Source organism: Micrococcus sp. KRD128 (assembly GCF_017168395.1).
Taxonomy (GTDB): domain Bacteria; phylum Actinomycetota; class Actinomycetes; order Actinomycetales; family Micrococcaceae; genus Micrococcus; species Micrococcus luteus.
Genome location: NZ_JABFAX010000018.1, coordinates 1 through 4,080, shown reverse-complemented (window position 1 = coordinate 4,080; position 4,080 = coordinate 1). Strand labels below are relative to the sequence as shown.

The window sequence follows — 4,080 nt, the reverse complement described above, 5'->3', positions numbered from 1 at the left end:
GGCGGGGACACCGGCCAGCGTGGCGAGGGCGCGACGCAGCGGGCTGTTCGGAGCGGCCTCGGCGAGCACCTGGCCGGCGAGCAGCGCGGGGTCCGCGGCGGCCGGGTCCCACGGCAGGAACGCCTCCAGCGGCGTGGCGGGCGAGGCGTAGCGGTTCCAGACGGCCTCGACCTGCGCGCGCGGGGCGACGCCGGCGGCCGCGGGCCGGAGCCGGTTGACAACGACGCGCAGCCGTGCCGCCGGAGCCATCTCCGCCAGTTCCTCGACCCCGCGGACCAGGCGGGGCAGCGCGACGGCGTCCGGCCCTCCGACCGCGATGACCTCGTCGGCCGCGGCGAGCGCCGCCCGGGTCGCACCGTTGCGCTGTGGGGCGGGCACGTCGAAGGACAGTTCCTCGTCCTGTTCGAGACCGAACCCGACGTCGACGACCACGCGGTCCCACCGTTCCCTGGCGGCCGCGATCAGCGCGGTGACGGCGGCGGGGCGCAGCTCCGGCCACCGGTCCACGCGGGTGAGTCCCGTCAGAACCGTCAGGTCCGCGCCGGCGACGCGGACGCGGACGCCCGCGGCCGCCAGGTCGGCGGCGCCCAGCCGGCCGTGGTCGGCCCGCCGCACGGCCCGCGCCACGCCGGCCGACTCCTCCGTCAGCCCCAGGTGCACACCGACGGCGGGGCCGTACGTGTCCAGGTCGATCAGCAGCGTGTTCCGGCCGGCCACGGCGTGCTCGGCGGCGAGGTTCACGGCGACGGTGGTGCGTCCCGGAGCGCCGGTGGGGCCCCACACCACGGTCACCAGGGACTCCCGCGCGGGTCCGGCCGGTTCGCCCTCCTCCGGAGAGGGTGCGGGGTCGGCTCCCTCGTCCGCGGTGGCGGGGCCGCCGCCGGGCGTGGCCGCGGCGGGGGCGGCACCCGGCCCGGCGTCGTTGGGCTCGTCGGCGTCGCGCCAGGGGTCCGTGAGGCCGGGCACCTCGTCCGCGCCGAGCGTCTCCAGGGTGATCGGCAGGTCGTCGAGGTCCTCGGCCTGATCCAGGGCGTGGTCGGCGTCCTCCCCGTGCGAGGTCGCGGGCCGGCGGCCCTCCGCGGCCGCGCTCGCGGACTCCACGACGACGGCCGCGATCTGCTCGGCGTCGGCGTCGGCGCGCACGCAGGGCACCCCCATGCCGCGGAGGCGACGCCGCTCGGCACGGACCTCGCTGAGGGCCGCCACGCCCACGGGTCGGGGCAGCCGGGCCGTCTCCTCGAGGAAGGCGGCGGTGAGGGACTCGGTGTCCCCGGCCACGAGGACCGCGTCCACGAGACCGGAGCGGGCGATCGCGAGCAGCTCGGCGAGGTCCTCGGCCCGGCGGAGGACCGTGATGTCCGTCTGGTGCCGCTCGAGCGGGCCGATGTGGTCCAGGCCCGGCTGGACGGTGGTGGCCAGGGCGATGCGCACGGTCAGCGCACCCCGTGGGCCGGCACGAGGGTGACCCGCGCGTCCTTGACCTTCGCGTCCACGATGCGCGGCAGGGTCTCCTCCGGTGCCAGCAGCTGCACCCGGGTGGTGCCCGAGCCGCCGAAGCCACTCTGCTCCGCCGTGACCTCGGAGATCTCGAGCGCCTCGGCCAGCCGGGCCGGGTCCGCATGGCCGCGGCCTCCCTCGGCGGGCATGGCCACCCAGACGTCCACGCGGTCCCCCACGCCCACGCCGGACGGCAGCGGCTCGTCCAGGGCCACCCCGACGGGACGACGGCCGTCCGGGTCCGCGTCCACCAGTGCCGCCGCCGGCAGCAGCTCGCCGGCCCGGACCGTCCCGGAGACCATCCGCCCCTCGGGCGCCGGAGCATCGGCGCTGAGGTACCGCTCGCCGGCCTCGCTGAGGTTCACCTCCACGGGCCGCAGGTCCCCGGCCGCGATGGGCGTTCCCGGGGGCAGGTCCTCCGCGGCCGTCCAGTACGCGGCGGTCCGCTGCGAGGAGGCGACCAGCGCCACGACGCCGGCGATCGAGGCGAGGACGAGCACGAGACCGACGAGGAGCCGGGGATCCCGCCAGCGGGGCCGGCGCAGACGGCCGCCCTCGGCGGACGCGGACATGGTCGTGGACACCGGATGTTCCCCCCTTCGGACCGGCCTCTCGGGCCGCCGCGGCCCCGGCACCCCGTCGGTGTCGGCCCCTCCGCGCTGCGCCCAGGGTAACCGCCGCTGCCGTGGATCGCCGGATCCGCCGCGTGCGCTGTGGAAAAGTGTCGCCTCGGGGTGATCCCGGGGTTGAATGGGTCGACGTCGTGGGCCGACCGCGACCGTCCTGGACGCCTCGACCGAAGGAGCACCGTGCAGCGCTTTCTCACCCTGACCGATGTCGCGGAGACCCTGAACATCTCCGGTCAGGCCGCCCGCGCCCTGGTCCGCTCGGGTGAGTTGCAGGCCATCCAGGTCGGGGGCCGCGGCCAGTGGCGCATCGAGGTGTCCTGGCTCGAGGACTACGTGGAGCGTCAGAAGGAAGTGACTCGCGCCCGCGTCCGGGAATGGACCGAGGCGGACGCGAAGGCCCGCTGAGCCCACACGATCTGCTCAGGCAGGACGCAGCGCGGTCCGGACCGTCCCCAGCGCCCCGAACGGGATGATGAGCCGCCCGCGGACGGCCGCGGCCCGCCGGGCCTCATCCCGCGGGTGGCGGGCGATGTCGAGGTGATCGCCGCCGACCCGGTCCACGGTGCCCTCCGCCAGTGCCGCGCCGAGGCGCCCCGTCACTGCCACCGGCTGGCGCGTCCGCGCGATGCCGCGCAGCACCGTCCCCCAGCCGGCCGCAGCGAGCTCGGGCGCGAGAGCGGCCCGGGTCAGGTCGGCCTCCACGGCCGCCACGCAGTCCACCGCGACGATCGCCGATCCCGAGCCGTCGACGTGCACGCCGACCCAGCCCTGGCCCACCGTGTGCACCACTCCGTCCACGGCCTCGCCCCAGGCCAGGTGGAGCCGGACCTGCCGCCCGCGGGCTCCGCGCAGGCGGTCCGCCAGGGACAGCGCCATCCACTCCGCTCGGGTCAGCTCCGCGGCCTCGGCCACCGTCTCCTGCCATCCGAGGTCGACCCAGTGCGCCTCCAGGTCGTCGAAGAGTCCGTTCCACCGCATGCGCTCAGCATAGGAGGCTCAGCAGCCGTGCCGGGCATCGTCAAACATCATCAAACATCACTCTTGACACCCATCGGGCCGTGCAGTTCACTGTGGTCATCATCACCGGCCTGATCGCGGGATCCCGGCCGGACGAATGCACAGGAGGGGAATCCATGGAGCGCACGACATCACCGGCCGGCCCGGCCCCGACCCGGCCGGTCGACGCGGCGGACGCCGTCGGCCTCACCGTCCTGCTTCTGGCCGGACCCGGCCTGCTCGCCTGTGCCGCGGCGCTGCTGCAGACGGACCCCAGCGCGCCGGCGGCGGAACTGACCCGCGTGCTGGGCCTCGGTGCCGGTCTCGCGGGGCTCGGACTGCTCGCGTGGTGGGCGGTGGGCCTGCTCGGGCTGGCGCTTCTCGCGCTGGGGCGCCGTGCGGGTCGGCCGGCCTGGGCCCGCCTGGGCCGGAGCCTCACTCCCGCCCTGCTCGGACGCGTGGCCGGCGCCGTCGTCGGTGCCCAGCTGCTCGCGGCGCCGGCCGCGTGGGCGGACACGGCTCGTCCCGTGCCGGACGCCTCCTGGACCGTGGCCGCGTCCCCCGCGCACGCCACCGGCGTCGAGGCCCCGGCGCCGGACGCCGCGTGGACGCCCCGGCCCCCGGCGCCGGCCCCGCCGGGTGCCGGCACCGGCCGCGCAGATCCGGACCACCCCACCGTCACCGTCCGGCGCGGCGACTGCCTGTGGCACCTCGCCGCCGCCGAGCTCGGCCCGGACGCGACCCCCCGAGAGATCGACGCCCGGTGGCGCCGCTGGTACGAGGCCAACCGGCGAGTGATCGGCGACGACCCGCACCTGCTGCTGCCCGGCACCGTGCTGACCTCTCCCGTGTTCGCCCCGCACGCCGGCGTGGACGGACCACGGCCATGACATCCACGACCCTGCACTCCCCCGCTTCGCCTCGTCCTCAGGAGACCGCCATGACCGCCCTCGCCACC

At 76.7% G+C, this 4,080-nt stretch carries 5 protein-coding genes; 2 read left to right on the top strand and 3 right to left on the bottom strand.

Going from position 1 to position 4,080, the window contains the following annotated elements; all coding sequences use genetic code 11:
• On the bottom strand, window positions 1–1,431 hold a 1,431-nt coding region (locus J1M44_RS09465; RefSeq protein ID WP_206480890.1), incomplete at its 3' end, for an ATPase.
• A gap of 2 nt (window positions 1,432–1,433) precedes the next feature.
• Window positions 1,434–2,069, bottom strand: coding sequence for an SAF domain-containing protein (locus tag J1M44_RS09460; RefSeq protein ID WP_205812351.1), 636 nt, complete (start codon window positions 2,067–2,069; stop codon window positions 1,434–1,436).
• Between the two features lie 237 nt (window positions 2,070–2,306).
• Between J1M44_RS09460 and J1M44_RS09455 the strand changes: the two genes are divergently transcribed.
• Complete coding sequence (locus J1M44_RS09455; RefSeq protein ID WP_002854861.1) at window positions 2,307–2,531, top strand: helix-turn-helix domain-containing protein; 225 nt, start codon at window positions 2,307–2,309, stop codon at window positions 2,529–2,531.
• A gap of 15 nt (window positions 2,532–2,546) precedes the next feature.
• On the opposite strand, the gene J1M44_RS09450 is transcribed toward J1M44_RS09455, so the two are convergent.
• Complete coding sequence (locus J1M44_RS09450; protein WP_002854862.1) at window positions 2,547–3,104, bottom strand: hypothetical protein; 558 nt, start codon at window positions 3,102–3,104, stop codon at window positions 2,547–2,549.
• 155 nt (window positions 3,105–3,259) lie between these two features.
• Here J1M44_RS09450 and J1M44_RS09445 point away from each other — a divergent pair, with 155 nt between their 5' ends.
• Window positions 3,260–4,012 (top strand): LysM peptidoglycan-binding domain-containing protein, encoded by a 753-nt coding sequence (locus tag J1M44_RS09445; RefSeq protein WP_002854864.1) that lies wholly within the window; start codon window positions 3,260–3,262, stop codon window positions 4,010–4,012.
• Window positions 4,013–4,080 lie beyond the last annotated feature (68 nt).